14 protein-coding genes are annotated in these 16,528 nt (G+C 46.5%); 4 read left to right on the forward strand and 10 right to left on the reverse strand.

Annotated features, from left to right (window positions below):
• Window position 1 precedes the first annotated feature (1 nt).
• Both ACJJIC_RS06450 and mbhE read right to left on the reverse strand, forming a co-directional pair.
• A complete protein-coding gene (locus ACJJIC_RS06450; RefSeq protein WP_444882734.1) occupies window positions 2-421 on the reverse strand; it encodes a Na+/H+ antiporter subunit B in 420 nt (139 codons plus the stop codon).
• Window positions 418-2,703, reverse strand: coding sequence for a hydrogen gas-evolving membrane-bound hydrogenase subunit E (gene mbhE / locus ACJJIC_RS06455; protein WP_444910493.1), 2,286 nt, complete (start codon window positions 2,701-2,703; stop codon window positions 418-420). Before mbhE ends, ACJJIC_RS06450 begins: the two co-directional genes overlap by 4 nt.
• A 688-nt stretch (window positions 2,704-3,391) precedes the next feature.
• On the opposite strand from mbhE, the gene ACJJIC_RS06460 reads away from it, so the two are divergent.
• Entirely contained in the window at window positions 3,392-4,549 is a 1,158-nt protein-coding gene (locus ACJJIC_RS06460; protein WP_445356632.1) for a flavohemoglobin expression-modulating QEGLA motif protein, read from the forward strand.
• Between the two features lie 25 nt (window positions 4,550-4,574).
• Here ACJJIC_RS06460 and ACJJIC_RS06465 read toward each other — a convergent pair whose 3' ends face one another.
• From ACJJIC_RS06465 to ACJJIC_RS06500, 8 genes are all read right to left on the reverse strand, one after another.
• Entirely contained in the window at window positions 4,575-5,270 is a 696-nt protein-coding gene (locus ACJJIC_RS06465) for a pirin family protein (RefSeq protein WP_445356633.1), read from the reverse strand.
• 230 nt (window positions 5,271-5,500) lie between these two features.
• The gene (locus tag ACJJIC_RS06470; RefSeq protein ID WP_252083278.1) at window positions 5,501-6,397 is read right to left on the reverse strand and encodes a LysR family transcriptional regulator; all 897 of its coding nucleotides are present in this window, start codon (window positions 6,395-6,397) and stop codon (window positions 5,501-5,503) included.
• A 609-nt stretch (window positions 6,398-7,006) separates the two neighbouring features.
• On the reverse strand, window positions 7,007-7,978 hold the full coding sequence (locus ACJJIC_RS06475) for a glutathione S-transferase family protein (protein ID WP_444910490.1): 972 nt from the start codon (window positions 7,976-7,978) through the stop codon (window positions 7,007-7,009).
• A gap of 78 nt (window positions 7,979-8,056) precedes the next feature.
• Window positions 8,057-8,488 (reverse strand): DoxX family protein, encoded by a 432-nt coding sequence (locus ACJJIC_RS06480; protein WP_444910489.1) that lies wholly within the window; start codon window positions 8,486-8,488, stop codon window positions 8,057-8,059.
• Between the two features lie 165 nt (window positions 8,489-8,653).
• Window positions 8,654-9,391, reverse strand: a complete 738-nt coding sequence (locus ACJJIC_RS06485; protein ID WP_444910488.1) for an OmpW/AlkL family protein — start codon at window positions 9,389-9,391, stop codon at window positions 8,654-8,656.
• 290 nt (window positions 9,392-9,681) lie between these two features.
• Window positions 9,682-12,717 (reverse strand): DUF2339 domain-containing protein, encoded by a 3,036-nt coding sequence (locus ACJJIC_RS06490; RefSeq protein WP_445356634.1) that lies wholly within the window; start codon window positions 12,715-12,717, stop codon window positions 9,682-9,684.
• A 125-nt stretch (window positions 12,718-12,842) separates the two neighbouring features.
• Window positions 12,843-13,223: a DUF5329 family protein gene (locus ACJJIC_RS06495; RefSeq protein WP_445356635.1), complete on the reverse strand. Its 381-nt coding sequence runs from the start codon at window positions 13,221-13,223 to the stop codon at window positions 12,843-12,845.
• A 156-nt stretch (window positions 13,224-13,379) separates the two neighbouring features.
• Window positions 13,380-13,739 (reverse strand): hypothetical protein, encoded by a 360-nt coding sequence (locus ACJJIC_RS06500; RefSeq protein ID WP_445356636.1) that lies wholly within the window; start codon window positions 13,737-13,739, stop codon window positions 13,380-13,382.
• A 596-nt stretch (window positions 13,740-14,335) separates the two neighbouring features.
• Between ACJJIC_RS06500 and ACJJIC_RS06505 the strand changes: the two genes are divergently transcribed.
• The 3 genes from ACJJIC_RS06505 to ACJJIC_RS06515 all read left to right on the forward strand — a co-directional run bounded on the left by ACJJIC_RS06505 (window position 14,336) and on the right by ACJJIC_RS06515 (window position 16,505).
• Window positions 14,336-14,839 carry a hypothetical protein gene (locus ACJJIC_RS06505; RefSeq protein WP_445356637.1) on the forward strand — a complete coding sequence of 168 codons (504 nt, stop codon included), beginning with the start codon at window positions 14,336-14,338 and terminating at the stop codon, window positions 14,837-14,839.
• Window positions 14,840-15,400: 561 nt separating this feature from the next.
• Window positions 15,401-15,811 (forward strand): thioredoxin family protein, encoded by a 411-nt coding sequence (locus ACJJIC_RS06510; protein WP_445356638.1) that lies wholly within the window; start codon window positions 15,401-15,403, stop codon window positions 15,809-15,811.
• On the forward strand, window positions 15,804-16,505 hold the full coding sequence (locus ACJJIC_RS06515) for a cytochrome c biogenesis CcdA family protein (RefSeq protein ID WP_020414590.1): 702 nt from the start codon (window positions 15,804-15,806) through the stop codon (window positions 16,503-16,505). Before ACJJIC_RS06510 ends, ACJJIC_RS06515 begins: the two co-directional genes overlap by 8 nt.
• The last annotated feature ends 23 nt before the right edge of the window (window positions 16,506-16,528 follow it).

Consider the following 16,528-nt stretch of genomic DNA (forward strand, 5'->3'; position numbering starts at 1 on the left):
CTTAGTTGGACTCCTCCAGGGCAAAAATCAGGGTCAGCACAGCGCCGAGCACTGCGAAATAAACCCCGATATCAAAAATCAGTACATTGCTAATAGTGATTCCGCCAGTATTTTTACCACCGGTAATCTGCAGCCACTGTCCTGAGAATGGCGCTTCACCAGAAAAAAGGCCCAGCATTCCGGAAACTGCGGCGATGAGTACACCGCTCGAAGCCAAAGTGCTCGGGGGAATCTTTAGGGCACTCTGTGCGGACTCCATACCCCAAGCGATGGCAAATAAGGCAAATGCGGAGGCGGCGATCAACCCAGCAATAAATCCTCCTCCTGGATAATTGTGCCCACGCAGTAACATATAGATAGAGAACAAGAGAATCAGAGCTACTAGTACTCGGGTTGCGGTTTGAAGTATCAGCGAATTCATTGCTTACCTCGCCGCAATTGATGGCCGAGTAGGGTGACTGCAGCCACAGCCGCAGTGAAGACCACAATAATTTCTCCAAATGTGTCCAGTGCTCGAAAGTCCACCAAAATGACGTTGACGATATTGCGGCCGTGGGCTTCCGGAACCGATGCTTTCTCAAAAAACTCGGTGGTTGGGCTCTCCAGAGGTGTCTGTAGTACCGCAAGTAAGCTGAAGGTGACCAGTAGACCTAAAACCGCGCCGAGGGTGGCATCTCGTGGGCGGAACAATACCTTGCGACCGGGATTAAATACCGGTAGGCGCGGCAGGATTGCCGCAACCAATACCAGGTAAAGGGTTTCTACTAGTAGTTGGGTAATCGCGACATCCGGTGCGCCAAGAAATAAGTAGATCAGGGCAATTCCCACTCCTAGGGCTCCCAGGGCACAGATGGCAATAAGTGGCTTGCGCGCCGAGCCCGCCATATAGGCCCCTCCCACGGTCAATAGCAGGGCGGCCCATTCCTTTAGGTTGAGACGTGGCCAAGCGTATTCCATAGGAAATTGTCCACTGCGTATCAGGGCATAAGCGAGGGCCAGGGACACAGTGACAAAAATTACTGTTAGGTAACGCCGCATAATACCGTTTTGTAGTATACGGGTTTGTAGTGCGGCAAAGGCTTTGAGTAAATCCAGAGATTTATCCCACAACTGATCGGCATTGGTGGGCGCATATTTGAAATCCCAGGCCAACCAAGCACGCATGCGCCGTAAGCCCAGATACATGGTGACTCCTAAAACAAAAGTGAGAATACTCATCAGCAGGGGAATATTAATGCCGTGCCATAACTTAAGCTTGATGGTCTCTGGGATTCCCAGAATTGCGCTCAGTGCCGGTTCTACCAAGCCGCCACCAACAAGATCTGGCGCCATACCGAAAGTAAGGCCCAAGCCACTTAAAATTAACGGGCTAATCCACATGCCCAGTGGTGCTTCTTGAACATTGGATATATGTTGCGGCTTTTTTTTCCAGAACGGTTTGATCGCCACCATTCCCGCTACGGTTACCGTGACGGCATTGACAAAAACCGCCACTGTGGCAACCAGCGCCGGTTCTGAGGCCACTGCTAAAGCGCCTTCATATTTAAGCTCTTTGCCGATAAATCCTAAAAAAGGTGGAAACCCGGCCATGGAGAGAGCCGCCGCTGAAGCCGCAATCACAGTAATATGCATTGAGTGACCGAGTCCGCCCAGTTTGTTGAGATTGCGTGTGCCGGCCTGTTTGTCGATAATGCCCACCACCATAAACAGCGCCGCTTTGTAGAAAGAGTGCACGATAAGAAAGGTAATGGCAGCAGCCACAGCCGCCGAGGCATCGGAGCCCAGGAACATGGTCAGGGTACCTAGCGCAATCAGGGTGGTATACGCCAGGGCCAACTTCAGATCGGTTTGTCGCAGCGCCGCCAAGGCCGCTACCGCTGCCGTAGCGGCACCCGTACAAGTCAAAATCCATTCCCAATACTCGGTATGTGCTAACACTGGATGCATACGCGCGAGCAAGTAAATACCAGCTTTTACCATGGTGGCGGAGTGAAGATAGGCACTTACTGGAGTAGGGGCGGCCATAGCATTGGGCAGCCAGAAATGAAAGGGTAGCTGTGCAGACTTACAAAAGGCGCCTATTAATATCAGTATTAAGATCGGTAAATAAAGAGGGCTTGCTCGTACAGTTTCACCGGTAGCCAATACCTGGACTAAATCGAAACTCTCTGCCAGAGAGGCGAGTAGTAGTAACCCAACGAGTAGGCACAACCCACCTAGTGTGGTGACCAGCAAGGCTTGTAAAGCAGAGCGACGTGCAATGGCGCTGGTGTTGTTATAGCTAATTAGTAGATAGCTGGAAATGGTTGTTATTTCCCAAAAAACAAATAGGGTAATTAAGTCTCCCGCCAGAACCAAACCCAGCATCCCCACCATAAAAAGGTAGAGGTAAAAGTAAAATCGGCGCAAATCAATGTCGCCGCGCATATAAGCGGCAGCATAGATGGTAACAAAAATTCCAATGCCACTAATTAACAGGGCAAAAAGGAAACTCAGGCCATCGACATAAAAACGCAGGTCAATTCCCAGTGCTTCAACCCAGGTAACGCCAAAGGAGAATTCCTTACCGGCTGAAATATCCGGCATATGCACCATTAAGATAATGGTGAAAATAGTCGGAAGCACAGGTGAGAGTAGGGATATCCATCTCCCTGGCGTAGCCTGATCGATTTTGCGACCTTCCGTGTCGCCCACTGCGCCCATCAATACATCCCCGATTGCCTCGATCTATTTTAGGAGGGAATTGGCAATAGAGCTGGCGCGGAATCTTAGTATCGAGATTATTATGTTCCTGTCGATTGGAATGCTTTGCAATTGGCACGTATCGAGTTGAATGGAAATTGCGACTAGCTGCTTCTATATATGCTTTTCAGATGAGCCTTTTAAAAAGTAATTTTCAATCAGATAGTTGGAAATAATTCTTATTAGAATTGTTTAAAAGCCTGGAGAGGGTATCCGTCAATTACAGAATCTAAGGTATTTAGGGGGGCAGGTTGAATATCTCGGTGAGTGCCGGTTTATTCGACTAAGAAATTTATCTTACCTAGAGTCAGGTGTTCTTCTGAGGGTATGACTTTGCGCCATATTGCATAAATAGAAGTAGGGTAATAATTTGATGGTGGAATACCTGCTATCGAGGGAGTCTCTGACAAATTACGTAATACCTCTGCAGGCCCTGAATTCAGCGGATGTAGCCTTTAAAGCCTGCTCTTCGGGGCTTTCAGAGCGATTCACACTTTGTTTTGTGTCTTCTTGAAATATCTAGACTCACCTGTGAAGCCGCGTCTTGATTGAGAGCCGCTTTGAAAGCTAGAGGCATCACAGAATTATTTAGTGCCTCCCTGGGTAGTTGGGCAAGATAACAACTTCACTAATCTCATAAATATTATGGTTGAAGGATGCAACTATGGATCGGTCACTTAACGAACATCCTGAGCTAAAGATTCTAGATCAAGATTTATTTGAGTTGGTGCGTGGGGTGGAAATTCTTGCGGCAATTGAGCCAAGAAATTTTCGGGCAATGAAAGAAGAGTTTTTCTCGAAGAAGTTTTCCATTAATCCTCAGTTTGTATACCGTGAACAAAAAATGGATATATTTCAGCGCAAACGGCTGCTTTATGCCCTTCCAGTCGAATCCCTGCCAGATGAGGATCTGACTCAGCTATATAGCGATATCATCGAATCTTATGTCGATAAATTGGATCAGTTTCGCTCTGTGGGAACGGATGATTTTGTTTATAACTCCTTGCGTTACTTTGGAGAGCCCACAGATAAGGATGTAAATAATGCCAATTTTATTCTGCACTTGCCTGATGATTTGGAATCTAGTGATGATCGGTTTCTGAATGCTAATGAGATGATGCAGTATCTCAGTGACTTCGCTAATAGACAGGGCTATAGCTACGATATTTGCATCGATGATCATATGATTGCCAATGCTTTGGTGGCTGGTAGTACGATTAAAATCAACTCCCATGCCAATATTTCGGAAACTGAGGTATCTGCGTTGGCTCACCATGAGCTGGGGGTTCACCTGGTCACCACTCTTAACGCCCGTAGCCAGACGCTAAAAATTCTAGAGTTGGGTTGCCCGGTCAATACAACTACTCAGGAAGGCTTGGCGATTCTGTGTGAGTACCTGGCTGGATACCTCACTCTGCCAAGACTAAAAGTATTGGCCTTGCGGGTGGTTGCGGTGCAATCCATGTTACAAGAGAGGGATTTTAAACGTACTTTTATCCTGCTCAAAGAAAAATATCAGGTGGAGGAAAATCTAGCCTTTACGATTACTACCAGAGTCTATCGAGGTGGCGGCTTCACCAAGGATTATCTTTATCTACAAGGTTTTCATCAGATGTTAAATGCCATGGAAAACTGTAAGAATTTTAATAACCTTATGACTGGTAAGGTTTCAGTAGAATATCTGCCTCTTGTTTCTCGGTTGATTGCTAAAGGCTATCTGCATGCACCACATTTTATCAGCCCTGCGATAAAAGAACCGCAGTCTATTGATCCCGTTAAACGGTTTATTGCCCATGCGATTAAATAATTTTTTTAGAGAGTCTTACCTAAATTCAGTTGGCTGGTAGGTCAAACCACAGGGCCGTGATGCTATTCTTTATCGCTTTCAGTTGTAGTTGTTTCTTGAATAAACCCAGGCCGTCCCCTGAGGCCAGTATAGATTTATCATTTACACTGGCCTCACCTTCAATGACATGTAAGTAGCCGGGCCGCTCATGGGTTTGTATTGTAATGCTTTCTCCGGTATTTAATTGCAAACGGTATAGACTGGTATCCTGATGTATGGAGAGTGTGTTTCCGCTTCCATCGGGGGTGATAAGCGCAGTCAGCTTATCCCGTTGTGGGATTGACTGCTGTTCGTAACTGGGTTTTATGCCTCGGCGATTCGGTTCAATCCAGATTTGCAAAAATTTAAGCTGCTCCGTTTGTGAGTGGTTGTATTCCGAGTGAGTGATGCCGGTTCCCGCACTCATCCTCTGAATCTCTCCAGCTGATACGACCAAACGGTTACCCTCACTGTCTCTATGTTCAATCGCACCCTGCAAAATGTAGGATATAATCTCCATATTCCGATGGCCATGAGTATCAAATCCTGCACCAGGTATAACAGTGTCATCATTGATAACACGCAGTACAGAAAACCCCATATGATTAGGATCGTAATAATGCCCAAAAGAAAAGCTATGTCTACTGTCTAGCCAGCCAAAACGGGCTCTACCACGTGCTTGTGAGGGTCTGTAATAATACATAGCCTGATCCCTATTAATAAGATTGGTTGTGATGATAGGGCTATGATAGATAATGGTTACGAAAACAAATATTGGATAAAAACGGATAAGTAATTCGCCTTAATCGAATGAATGGCCTCCAACTTAACATTCGTCTATCCCGTCTTTCCATGCTAAAAAAGAGAAAGCGATAAAGAAATATGGATCTATGGAGAAGAAAGGAAGCAGGAAAAAATGAAGAATAAGCACTATTACTCAGAGGCTGGCATCTCCAGGGTTAGTAGACGCAGTTCTCCAATAAATTCCCGAGCCACAGGTCCAAGCTTATCCTGGTCTTTGAAGTTTATATAAAAACTGGTGGAACGTGTCCCACCTTTTTTTAAGCGAAGCAGCTTCAGAGTCCCATCATTGAGTGAGTCAGCCACCAGTGGCATAGGCAGCCAGGCAAACCCCATGCCCTGGGTGATTAAATCTAGAGATGCACGCAAACTACCTACTTTCCAGCGTTGCTCTGCTCCCAGCCAGCCGGAATCCCGGTTTGTTTGAATCGCCGAATCCCGCACAATAATCTGCCGATAGGATTTTAGATCTTCAAATGTCAACTCACGGTCAAACTGGAGTAGTGGATGTGCATTGTGAGCCACGGCCACAAATTTGATACGGCAGATTTCATCGTTGAGGCTGTCATCCATGGTAAAGGCCGAAAGGCCCAGGTCTACGAGTCCTTCCTGAATTAATTCGTTGGTACCGGATAAAACAGTATCCACAATATCAATATTGACCTGAGGGTAGATTCCAGATACTTTCTCTAAAGCCTGGAAGACTACTTTCTGTGGAAAGGCTCCATCCACCGCAATGCGTAACTCCGATTCCACCCCTTCACTCAGGCTATCGGCAATAGCCTCAATACGAGATACCTCTTCCAGTAGGAACTTGCCACGACGCAGCATTAATCGACCAGCTTCAGTAAGTACTACCTTACGCCCCGATACTTCAAACAGCTTAACACCGAGTGCGGCTTCCAAGTTCGTTACCGCATGGTGAATACTGGATTGGCTCTTGTGAACCACCGAGGCTGCCTGATTAAAACCGCCAGCATCTACAACGGCCTTGAACATCCGCCATTGCTCAAGGGTAGTCTTTTGCATGAGTTTTCCCTCTCCTGAGAGCCATTTCAGAAAGGCTACTTTATTCCTTGACTACACAGAATGATAGTGAAAATTATAGGCGGTACTCCTGTGAAGATTTTAAAGTAGTTATTTCTCCGGCTTGGTAAGGCGCTATGAAAGAGAAAAAAGTCGGTATCTCCTTGTGTTGTATCTTTACACTTGTTGTCCAGGGGAGGAGAGAATGAGCGAATTAGCGGTTTTGTTTTTGAATGCATCAAAGCCAGTAGGATGAAAAGCAAGATAAGCTCTGATTCGAGTATGGTATTGCTCGTGTCACTTTTGAAACAGATATAGAGAAAAGTTGAATACTCTGCTATTGATATTGAAAAAATTTGTTGCTTTACCGTATTGGTCTTGGCTAAATCTCAACGTCTTATATTCTCTGGCATATTAATCTTTGTATTCCGTACATGGAAAATCTCGAAATTAGCTTGCTCAGTAATTAACTCTGTGAGTTGTAAACTATTGTGACGTGGTTTATCTGCAAACAGACTCACGCTTTAAGACCCCAAAGTAAAAAGGAGGCCGCGTTGCGGCCACTGTAAGGATATGTAGATAAGTGTGCAGTAACGGCTTTTTGGGCTAGGCTTAACCCCGATTGTGAGGGTTGGTGTAATCGATATCTGGTCCCACTGGAACTATCTGAGTTGGATTGATCATTGTGTGACTAAAGTAGTAATGCCGCTTGATATGGTGAAAGTTCACGGTCTCTGCAACTCCGGGCCACTGGTATAGTTCGCGTACATAATTGCTGAGGTTGGGGTAATCCTCAAGGCGTTGACGATTACACTTGAAGTGTCCGTGATAGACGGAATCAAAGCGTATTAGGGTAGTAAATAACCGCCAGTCGGCCTCAGTGATTTTTTCTCCTACTAGATAGCGCTTTTGACCTAAAATATTCTCTACCCGATCCAGGGCATCAAATAAATTTGTATAGGCTTCTTTATAAGCTTCCTGAGTGGTGGCAAAACCGCTTCGGTATACGCCGTTGTTGATATTTTCGTATACTAGTTCATTGATGGTATCAATTTCTGTTTGTTTTTCCTCAGGGAAAAAGTTCTGCGTATCCCGGCTAATTTCATTAAATGCTTGATTAAACATACGGATAATTTCTGAAGATTCATTGCTGACAATACAATTTTGCAGCTTATCCCAAAGTACTGGCACAGTAACGCGACCAGTGTAATCAGCTTTATTACGTGTATATAACTGATGCAAGAACTGATAGCCAAATAGCGAATCACCACTGCTGCCCTCATCGGTATTAAAACTCCAACCATGTTCAAGCATATCCGGGCTGACTACAGAAACACTGATGTGCTCCTCCAGTTTTTTTAACTTGCGGAAAATTAAGGTTCGATGAGCCCAGGGGCAAGCCAGAGATACATATAAATGGTAACGCCCGGATTCCGCCTTAAAGCCACCTCTACCACTGGGGCCTGCGCTGCCATCACGGGTAATCCAATTGCGCAGTTGAGCAGCTTCTCGCTTAAACGATCCGCTGGAATCTTTGGTGTCATACCACTGGTCTTTCCAGTGGCCGTTGACTAATAGTCCCATGTTTCTCTCCTGAATCAGTGTTTGTGCTAATCGGCCCTGAGGTAGCTAGGGCGAGATAAAAGTATGTTGGCTAAATTATCAAATGGTATTTTTACGCTTATCGATGCTTAAGCGCCCGGCGCCATGAGCGGCCAGTACCAGGAAGCCGCCAGCCATGGCCAGGTTTTTAAAGAACATCAAAAATTGCATCTGATCGGCTAAGTTATGGTGATACAAGGCCGCGGTTAGCAGGCTGAATGCCGCAAATGCCAGGGCGGCAAGGCGAACATGGAAGCCGACGATCAATGCCAGGGCTCCGCCAATCTCAAATAAGATTACCAGTGGCAGAAGGAATTCTGGCAGGCCGCCCATAGCCAAGTACTGGGCGCTGCCCTCATAGTTCTGAAGCTTATTCACTCCCGCTAGTATAAAGATTGCTGCCAGGCCGATACGCCCACTGAGGTCGGCGATGTCTGCAAACAGATTCGAGTTTGTACTTGTCTGGGATGTGGATAAAGTAGAAGTGGTCATAGGGATGCTCCTCAAAATGTGAATAAGTGGATAACACTGGGTTTTGGCTAAGTAGTCGATGTCTTTAAGGAGCAGTTTAGTGATATTTAATAGAATGAAAATTGGTATAAATGGGCTTATTCATTCTAATAAATAGAAAGAAGGGGCTGTGATGTACTGAACACCTCAGAAGTGGTAGCCGATACCCAGGGAGTAAACAAATGGGTCTATATCCACATTCACCCGAATGTGAGAGCTATCATCAGCTCCAGAGTGAAAATGGATCTTTGCCTTGGTATCAATATCCAGATACCAAATAGCCGCGTTAAACAACCAGCGGCTCTCCCTGCCAAAGGCGACATCTATACCAACCTCCCCGGCAAGTCCCCAGGAGTTGTCCAGCTTGAGTCTTGCCCGTGATTCAGCTCCGAGAACTGTCTCAAAGTAGTTCTGGGCTACACGGTTGATATGCTCGCTGAAAAAATGGGTGTAATTTACTCCAACACCAATGTATGGCTGCACCCAGGATTCTGTGCATACCGGGTACCACTGCAACGTGAGGGTAGGAGGTAGGTGTTTGATATCCCCCAGGCGAACCCTGCTCAGAGGTTCCCCGGTATTCGGGTCTGGCAGGCCACTCACCTTAAGGTCGTGCTTGAATGGCAGTGCAGCCAAAAGCTCCAGCCCCCAGTGATTGGCGAATAACCAGGTGCCTGTAAAGCTCACGGAGTAACCAGTATCCACGTAAACTCGTGTATCAGGCAGTATGGTGCCATTTAGGCGCAGATTGTCGGAATCGTCGTTGGGAGCTACTGCAGCGGCGCCAACACGAATTATAAAGTCTCCTTTTTTATACTCTGCCAAAGCTTGGCTACTAAAGAGTAAGGCGGCAAAAAGCGTTATTGCCAACTGAAGCCGTTTCATTTCTTGCTTCCCTGCGCATTTTATCGAAATGGAGTTACGCATTCAGTGTAGTTGGTCGGCAAATTGGCGGTTGGGGTAACGCGTTCTTTGATGTGATAAGACGTCTTTAGCAGGAATATATAGATGGGATCTGTGCCAAGCCTTTGTAAGTATTGCTTCAAAAGATAGAGCATATGGAGTTCTTGTATAACCCCACACAAATCATAACTAATTTAACAACTGTAAATAGTAATGGGCCTAAAAAGGCCCATTACATTTTTGAGATAAGCTGATCAGTATTTTTGGTATTTTCAATTTCTGGGGGTCAGAAATTTCTGATACTGGAATGCAGCCCCCAGCATGCACAGCCCCACCAACATACAGACCACAATCTTTTGTATCAGGGAAAAGTCCTGCATATCCCACAGCACAATTTTTAGTGCGGCAATGCCGAACAACATGAGTGAGAGCTTCAGTAACTTTTGGGTATCAGGTCTTAGAGTCTGGAACAGTAGCAGTGTTGCATGCACCACCAAGGCAAATGATATGGCTGGCAGCCACATGGTTTCCAGCACTTGCGCCAGCAGCGCAATATAAGCTGGGATGGCTGTAAGGTGCAGCACCCACAGGTTAAACAGCCTGCGGCCAGGCCATACGGCTCTATTGGCGAAAAAGCGCTGATAAACCAACAGTGAAGCGATTCCCAGGGCCACCAGGTTATACACTCCCAACATTGGCGCCTTAGCGGAATTGGCAATGACCGCTGCAACTTGCAACAAGGTAATAAAATCAAACAGGCGCAGACTCAGCATATAAAGGGGGGTCAACTGGTTGCGCAGCGGCGCTAGTTGGGGTTTAAAAATATACAGACCGGCGAAGTACAGCTGGCATAGTAAAAGTGCCAGTGCAAAGTCACGGCTTAGCGCGTAGCTAATAATAAGTAGCGTTGCCGCGAGATAGTAAAAGGCCAATGGAAAGAGTGGCTTAAGTGCCCGATGTAGGGTCAACCGCCAATCCTGGCCGACTGGCTTCCGCCGCAATCCCTGGCCGATCCACAACAGTGCCGCCATTGATACCAGCCCCAACAGCAACCCACTCAAGGCAAACCCTTGCCAGTTGGCGAACTCCTGCAGAGCACAACTGATTATTGCTACAAAGCTTGCGCCTGCGATCAATATGCGCAGTTCCTGTTTTAATACCTCCAGTTTCAGGTGTGTATAAAGTGCCAGGGCGATAGCGCCAGACAGCCAAACGGCGATGGGGAAGTAGTCGTTGGCCTTATAAAGTACTGTTGGTAGGAAAAATATTGGCACCAGAGCGTAAAACAGCTTGCGCAAATTGAGTGCCAGAGAGAAGCCAGTGGATTGCATATCCAGGTGTTTATACAGAGCTGCAATCATCCACAAGCTAAGGAAGGCCTCTACACTAGCGATCTTTCCGTAAGGTATTTGATCGTAGAAATGCAAGTTACCCACAATCGATGCACTCGCGAGTAGTGGGATAAACAGCAGTAAGTAATGGCTGAGTCCAAACCATTCACTAAATGCTGAGCCAGTGCGCTTGCCGTGCCAGATTAAAAAGCCCATCGGTAGCAAGGCAAGCAGCCACATACCCTGGGGCCAGAGGATGCCAACAGATAGCAGAAAGCTTGCGGATAAAAACACCACAAAAGCGTTATCTGCGAAAGAGGTTAAATGGTGCTCTCTAGGAGTAATCCGATCTGCGCAGTGCTGCAACAGTCGGGTTAATGCGAAGGCAGCCGCACAGAGCGCCAACCAGTTACCCCAACCAGCATCTGCGCTTAATGACAGCAACATTGGTGCGGGAACAACTCCGCCAGCTAACCAGGTCAGAGCTTGCCACAGCATGGTAATGCCAGCTGCAGATAGGGCGATGTAACCCTCGCTTCTTACACTGATAAAACCAAAACGGGCACCGAGAAAAATCAGCAACAATCCCTCTAGGCACCAGACAATCCCCAATAAAGCGGGACTGCACAACGCAAGGATTGCCAAGCCTGCCAGTAATCCACCGTGTAGTAGAGCCATATTCTGTACAACACGGGCGGAAATGCTGATGGCGTTGTAGCCAAACAGCCAGCGTGAATAAATGGCCAGAGCCATCCAGGGTAGAAGGTTCAGCAGCCACACAATGCCCAGTGCGTTACTGTTGGGTGCGAGCGACCAGCTGATGTGGATAAACAGCACCAGGTTTGCGGCAATAATAATCAGGCGCCTTCGCTCCAGTCCTTTGGACTCTATCAATTCAGCGCTTAGTCCCCGCAAGGCGTAATGGGCAAAGCCATAAAAGAAGCCGTGCAATATCAACAATGGCCCCCAGTTTGGGACGGCCCCATCCAGGTTTGAGATCGAAAACTCAAACATGCCTGCGCTCAGTACCATAGTGACGATCGCAAGCTGTGGCCAGCGTATCTGCCTGGATAAATGCAGCATCGCCAGGGCGAGTGCCAATAAATAGCTGAGGTAAACAAGTGCGGAAGGATCAAAATGATTCGCCACCAAAGGCATGGTGGCACCGCCCAGCAGGGTCACCATAGACACCACTCGAGTCTCAAATAATAGGGCCAGTAAGTATGAGAGCCCTGTTGTCGCCACCAACAGGCCGACTCCAACAGGAACAGGCAGCAACTGATAGTAAGGCCCGGCAAAGTACCCACACAGGTAGAGAAGAATCACTCCGAGTGCTATTAATCCAGAGCCGTAGTCCGCCATATGGGGCATACGCCGGCTAAAAGTCACACCGCCAAAAGTGGTTGCCGCCGCAACCAGAAAGCCCAAGATCACCTTACCGGCCGGGCCCAAATAGTTGTTGAAAGAGAACTGCAGCAAGTATGCGAAGCCAAATACCAGTGCCAGTATGCCGGCAGCGGTCATAAAGAATACCGGGGCTTTACCCTGGCGCTGGTAATGGCGATAAAAGTTTGCAAGGGGCTCCCACACGCGATTGAGCGGTTCCAGGGCTGGTGCCAATAGGCTGGCCAGGCCTTCTTGTAACCATGGAGTGGCTACTGATGGTTTACCGGCTCTCTCAGGCGTTGATTTGGATTCAGAAGATTTCGGGGTAGGAGTTGCCGTTGCTGAAGGTATGGTTGCTGAATGAGCTTGCTGAATGGTTTGGCGGGGCTTGGAGGGTGTGCCCATAAGCAGGGCCAGTTCGTCTTCTAACTCAGCAGTACTTTCTACCAAAGCTTCTTTGGTTTCTGTATCGTCCCGCCTGAGCTGTGCCTCAAGGGCGGAGAGCCGTCGTTCGAAGGTCTCCAGCCGGCGTTGATTGTCCCGCTCCAGCAGGGCGAGTTCGGCTCGAAGTGAAAGTAATTCACCTTCCATAATTACCCCATTTTAATATGGTTGCTGGGTATTATTGACTTATTATTCAAAGCAATGCTTAGGTTGGGCTGTCCAAGATAAATGGATAAGGGATACTGTCATCCCTATTGCTATTTTTCTGACAATTAAGTGTTTTCAGCCTCTAATTTGACTGCTTCACGATACCGTGCCAACTCTTTCAAAAGCCAGCTTTGAGATTTTTGCTTAGGCTGGTTTTTACACTTGATATAGTAGGGGTTGCCACTAAAGGTACTTTTACTGGCACTAAGTTCAATAAACTCTTCGGCATTGTCAATTTTGCTAGAAAAATATTTATACTTTTTCTCCATATGTTCTACCGCTTCCAAACTGCTGTGCTCACTGCCATTTCGGATAAATGTACATTCAGAGGTAGATACAAAATTAATCAGATGGTTTATTTCTTTCTTTGAGTTATCCGCCTTTACTGAAAAAGAGATTAAACTGGATAAAAATAAGGCAAGAAAAATTACCAGGTGCTTTGACATTTTTTATTCTCAGGTGCTGAATTTCTTACGAGTTTTATAGAGCAGAGCTGACTTTAAAAGAACCCTTAAGGTGCAGGCCATTAAGGGTTCAATACTTATGATAGTAGCCCCATAGTCCATGTTATGGAGCCTCTATAAAAAAGAATTTAGGAGATATCAGGCGTTTTTACGCACTACTGCTTTCACAGTGCACTGGACACTTTTATTTTCAGCTTCTCCAACAACTTCAGAGGACTCTGTTAGTACCTTGGATACCGTGAGTTCAGAAGCGGAAATTACTTCCATCATTTCTTTTTTGCAATTAGTGATATTAACTGCATTGGATATGGACGGGTCATAGCTAATTTTGTGAGAAAAATCACGTTCCTCTTCACCATTTCGGCTTCTTTTGATGCTCTGATATGCTTCTTTACTCGCATCTACAGTATCACCGATTACCCTGCCGGGTTTTACTTCAAGCTTCATGCAGGATGTGGTGGCAATGGCTAATGCAATAACGGTAAAAATCTTGTTCATTTTTTCTACTATCTGAAAAGTTATATTCGTTTAACCATGGAAAAAGTGAGGATCTTGTAAGGAGGCCCACTGACCAAACTCGGCAACCTGATAGCTATGCAAATGGTTGTTATATCTTTATCCGGGTTAATTTCGTAGGATCTTATGTAGATTCTGTTTGAAGTCAATCGATTAATAGTATTGCCTTGTTTGAATTGTGCTCGATCTGTCTGCTTATCAACCAAAACTGGCCGGCTATCAGCTTTTAGCGTAATAATGATGGCAGTAGTACCAGTTAGATCATTAATCGAACTATCTTCTTCAGGCGAAAAGTTATCTAAGAGCAAATAACAGGCCGGCCCTTTTCTCTGCCTCTTTTTACTGGGAGGCGTAAAAATTACTGGCTTTCAGTCTATTTTTTGCATCTATACAGCATCCGGTGTCTGCTATAACGAGACTCACTGTGGCTAAAAAGTCTGGTCTCCTTGATGCGCCATATAGATACTGGAACTATTGCAATAAGGCATTGCCGCCTACGTCGACTTGAAAACTTCATTGATGTCGCTTACGCGCTCTTATTTGTCAACTTCGTTTTATATCTTCCTTCGGGAGAAGATATGGCTTGGATAAAGCTTGAATTTGGCCTTCTGAGTCTTTTAGTGGAGAATTCCCAAGAGATTTTCCGCCTATTTATTGCCGTAGGACTAACGCTCGTACAGTGGAATCTGACGCATAAATTACTTGGGCCCGTTGAGCAGTCCAATAATATCCATACTTCGCTGGTGTTATTGCAGCAGGTGGTCGTATGTTTTTATCTCTATTTTGCGATCAATGACCCTAAATTAGTTAGCATCTCGTCCACCGTTGGCCAGAGTGTATGCCTTGCTCTATCGGGATTTATCGGGCTCGCAGGCTGGCAGTATGCCCGCAAGATGGGCTTCGCTAACACATCCCTTACCAGCAATGAAAAAGATAACGTCTTCAAAAGCGCAACGACTGAACCCTTCGTCGCAGTACTTACTATTGGACTTGCATTCATCAGCCCTGTGGTTTGGTCTTTGGGTTGGCTGGTGATTCCGCTGATATTAATAGTGATACATAAAAAGATTGGCCGGAAATAAAAATCCGCTAATTTAGTATTCTATGTTCATCCTTCAATAAATTAGGTTAATTTTTGAGACCTACAGATTCCCCATTCCCAACGATTAATTGGCCAGAATCCTCAGAATTCCAATGTGCATGCTTTCCTAGAGAGTAGGAGGATCTGCTTAGCCTGGTTTTGAGGCCTTTGAAATGTACTTGGCATTCCTGGCTTAGCATGACGAAATCTTTGCGTTTTTCTACTTTATAGCCAGGGGCAGATAATCAGCTTTTAAGACGAATCTGGGGCTTTGAGTCATTTCTTGAGCGATTGGATTAGCTGCACATTTTCACGTCTTACCCCCTGGATTTCTCTTTTATCCGGCGTTTTGGCTCTCCTTTGAATCCTGAGCTGGCTTGGCTTTTGGAGTGTGTTGTATCCAAGCCATGGTAAGTGTGGACGGCTCTACAGTAAGTATCTGTTAAGAAATTCCTCATTATGGACTGTAATAATTTGCGGCCTACGCCGACTAAGGTTGCAATGCACCCAATTTTTACCTTTCCGCTGGGGTGTGCATTTTTATACCGAGGATATGATTAGCATGAAAGTTCTTCACTTATTTCTACGCTCTTTGCTTGTAACTTCCTTCCTTCTTATCGTGCCCTTCGCATCAGCCGGAGAGCCCTTCTCCGAAGAGCGCTTCAAAGAGCTGCAAGCTGCCAAGCAACCCGTATTGATTGATGTACGGGCAGACTGGTGCCCTACCTGTAAGAAGCAGAGCATAATTCTTGCGCAGTTCCAGGAAGATAACCCCCAGTGCGGCCTCACAATCTTTAATGTGAATTTCGACAAGCAAAAAGAGTGGGTAAAGCATTTCCGTGCGCCCAGGCAGTCAACTCTGCTGCTCTATCGTGGGGACAAGCAGGTATGGTTCAGTGTTGCTGAAACACGCGCTGATGTTATTCGCCAGAATATCTTTAACTCAGTTAAGGCCTGCGGCGAAAATGCTTGAAGTCAGCGCCATCCCCCTGGCCTTGATTGCGGGCACACTTAGTATTCTCTCCCCCTGTGTTTGGCCGCTGGTGCCAATGGTGGTTGGCGCCTCCAGCAGTGCTGGGCGCTGGGGGCCTTATGCGCTCGCCGTAGGGCTCAGCTTGTCATTTGCCCTGGCTGGAACTGTGCTCAGTTTCCTGTTGGTCTCTTTAGGGCTGGACCCAGAGCTATTTCGTTATATTGCTGCAATCCTGCTTGTGGCCGTTGCCCTTATTCTGCTGATCAAACCCCTTTCCGACTGGGTGACCCTGCGTTTGGCGAAAGTTACCGCTGGGGCGAGTATTACTGGTGATGGCGCCTGGGCCGGACAGTTTGGTATCGGCTTTCTCACAGGAATTATCTGGTTGCCCTGCGTAGGTCCCACGCTAGGTGCAGCAATCGCGCTTGCTTCCATGGGCCAGCAACTAGGCCAATCATTTATGGTGATGTTTTCTTTTGGGCTTGGTACCGGCGCTGCGCTACTGGTGGCAGGCGGGCTATCACGGAAAATTTATAGCCGCTTATCACCATCAGTTGGCGCTTTTGCTGTTGGTGGCAAAGTAGCACTTGGTGCCATACTTTTGTTGCTTGGGATTATGGTGTTGAGTGGCTTTGATAAAGTCCTGGAAACCTGGGCTTTGAACTGGATGCCCGAGTGGACTTTTAGTTTTTAATAATCATCTCGAAGTAAATCACT

It is taken from the genome of Microbulbifer mixtoriginis (SeqCode) (assembly GCF_052468275.1).

Bases quoted from the DNA above. Each gene is read 5' to 3' on its own strand.
- ACJJIC_RS06450 (WP_444882734.1), bottom strand. From the start codon at position 421: ATGAATTCGCTGATACTTCAAACCGCAACCCGAGTACTAGTAGCTCTG.
- mbhE (WP_444910493.1), bottom strand. From the start codon at position 2,703: ATGGGCGCAGTGGGCGACACGGAAGGTCGCAAAATCGATCAGGCTACG.
- ACJJIC_RS06465 (WP_445356633.1), bottom strand. From the start codon at position 5,270: ATGTATTATTACAGACCCTCACAAGCACGTGGTAGAGCCCGTTTTGGC.
- ACJJIC_RS06470 (WP_252083278.1), bottom strand. From the start codon at position 6,397: ATGCAAAAGACTACCCTTGAGCAATGGCGGATGTTCAAGGCCGTTGTA.
- ACJJIC_RS06475 (WP_444910490.1), bottom strand. From the start codon at position 7,978: ATGGGACTATTAGTCAACGGCCACTGGAAAGACCAGTGGTATGACACC.
- ACJJIC_RS06480 (WP_444910489.1), bottom strand. From the start codon at position 8,488: ATGACCACTTCTACTTTATCCACATCCCAGACAAGTACAAACTCGAAT.
- ACJJIC_RS06485 (WP_444910488.1), bottom strand. From the start codon at position 9,391: ATGAAACGGCTTCAGTTGGCAATAACGCTTTTTGCCGCCTTACTCTTT.
- ACJJIC_RS06490 (WP_445356634.1), bottom strand. From the start codon at position 12,717: ATGGAAGGTGAATTACTTTCACTTCGAGCCGAACTCGCCCTGCTGGAG.
- ACJJIC_RS06495 (WP_445356635.1), bottom strand. From the start codon at position 13,223: ATGTCAAAGCACCTGGTAATTTTTCTTGCCTTATTTTTATCCAGTTTA.
- ACJJIC_RS06500 (WP_445356636.1), bottom strand. From the start codon at position 13,739: ATGAACAAGATTTTTACCGTTATTGCATTAGCCATTGCCACCACATCC.
- ACJJIC_RS06505 (WP_445356637.1), top strand. From the start codon at position 14,336: ATGGCTTGGATAAAGCTTGAATTTGGCCTTCTGAGTCTTTTAGTGGAG.
- ACJJIC_RS06510 (WP_445356638.1), top strand. From the start codon at position 15,401: ATGAAAGTTCTTCACTTATTTCTACGCTCTTTGCTTGTAACTTCCTTC.
- ACJJIC_RS06515 (WP_020414590.1), top strand. From the start codon at position 15,804: ATGCTTGAAGTCAGCGCCATCCCCCTGGCCTTGATTGCGGGCACACTT.